The following is a 2,170-nucleotide window of genomic DNA, read 5'->3' on the forward strand; positions in this document are numbered from 1 at the left end:
CGTCAGCCACGACCGTTCATGATCGCGGCTCCGGTGACCCTCCGTGGCTCTGGCACGGAAATTGATCCAGAACCTCAATTCAACCGTTGCCGACACCGGTTCGACGCCTGGGACGAATCCCTCCTGCAAAGGACCGATGGCAGCGCTTCGCGTCGCGACCTGACACCGGCCGTCACCGGGCGGCGGACCGCTTTCGGGCGCGTCGATGCCGGGTCGGCGAGGGCTGTGCGGGTGAAACCGATGTCCGTGTCGGCATGGCGGTCGACCCGTGATCGAGCGCGGCAGGACGATGCTGCGAATCCGCCTGCCCACATGAGAAGCCGAGACACCGATGCCGAGGCGTACCCGTCGCAAGAACACCATCGAAGGCGTCTTCATGCTGCCCTCAGACGACCCTTCCGGACCGGTGAGCGCGGTGGGCGACTTCAACGACCGGGATCCGGCCGCGCACCCTCTCACGAGACACAGTGACGGCATGCGGGCGGCAGACGTTCCATCGTCGGGCGGCTGCCGATGCGCGTTCCGACAGCTGGGGCAGAGAGACTCGGTTCGACGACGCGGATGGACGCGAGGGGGACAACGGTGTCGTGCAGGTGTGAAACGCCCGAAGACGACGACAGCGAACAGGCCGAGGTCGACCCGGACTGCATCGCGTGCCCGGCGGAGGAACGGCCCCTGGGTGCGCTCGCCCTGCGCTCGGCCCGCATCCACGCAACGTCACTGGCGCGGGCACTGGCGAACGCAACGCTGTGCGGCAGGCGTTAGCCCCCACGCACCGCTCGCACGGGCGCTGTGGCACCGTCCGACCGGGAAACGACTACCGAGACCACCCAACGGCACCGAAACCGCGGCCCCGGGTGCACTCCCCTGCACCGGGCGTGTCGAACACTGCTGCCCCGGGGGTGACGCCGTCGGGCTCCTTGGGCATGGCGCAAGCGGTGACCGTGCGGGCCGACGACGGACGGCTTCGGTGGGATGCCGGACCTGACCGGGGCCGATTTCACGACTACAGGGCACCCCGGCCCCGGCCGCGAGCCCAAACGGTATTCGACGTCACGCGCGGGACGGGCGGCCGCCGCGACTGCCGTTGTGACCACTCGGCACGAGAACGTCCCGATGCCCGCCGACACGCGCGACGAACAACGACGACTGCGAACGCCTGTTGCCGCGGTCGCAGCCGCCCCTTCCCCTCCATTGCAGGGGCACAACCCGCACGACACGCCACCAGGCGAATGAGTGAACCTCTGCGAAGGAGACCCATCCACACTTGCACCGACCTGCCTTCGGCGCCGGCGATTCACCCGAACGAGATGCACACGCCAACCCGCGAGAGGACCCGTTCGACGGTGTCGGCACGCACCCGCCGAGCTGCGCCCCACTACAGCCGAAGTCAGGTGCCGGCCGGGTCGGGATCGTCAGGGTCGTCACCGGGGGGAGCGGCAGCCTCTCGAACAGCGACAGCGCGGTTCCTGGGGAACGGCGAGAAGGGGCGGGGAGGTTCCGCGGTGCACACTGGCGCCCCTGACCAGTCGGGTGCCGTCCGGGCCGACCCGGTACACGGCCATGATCAAGCACGAGTCCCCGGCCGGCGGCGAGACGCCGGCATTCGAACGGACGGCATCGGACTCCTTCTCCGACCGATTGGGGCCACTTCACAGGTACCACGGACAGATCAGGCGCGCCGCGCTGCTGATCCCAGGCCCGCCGGTGGAGCGATCCGAGGGCGGAGCCGGGGTGGTCGTTCCTGGAGATGATCGCCGATTCCGTCCGCGATCGCATGCGGCGCCGCAGCCGGCACACGACCGGTCGGCGTCCCAGCCGATCGATCCGGAATGAATCCGGCGCTGGACCTTGCGCTTGACGCTCTCGGTCGACAAACGAAGCGACTCTCGCGTCGGTCGAGTAACAGCCCCTGCCTGCAGACCATTACCGCCCGAGTCGCTCATGCCTCTATCAGCAGGTATTGCCGCACGTCCAGGTAGCCGGACCGGAAACCGGCCTCGGACCAGGACAGATACAGGTTCCACATGCGCCGGAACACATGGTCGAAGCCCAACGAATCGACCTCGTCCGCGCGCCGGTTGAAGCGCTCGCGCCACAGCCGCAACGTCTCGGCGTAGTGCGGGCCGTACGACCTGCTGTCGGCGACCCGCAGCCGGGTGGCCGAAGT

1 protein-coding gene is annotated in these 2,170 nt (G+C 68.8%); it reads right to left on the reverse strand.

The genetic code is table 11. The features are described 5' to 3' along the window. Positions 1 to 1,942: 1,942 nt before the first annotated feature. Positions 1,943 to 2,170, reverse strand: a 228-nt coding sequence (locus ACZ4FV_RS52100) for a class I SAM-dependent methyltransferase (RefSeq protein ID WP_465328488.1), incomplete at its 5' end; no start/stop codon positions are given.

Source organism: Embleya sp. NPDC025285 (genome assembly GCF_055558835.1).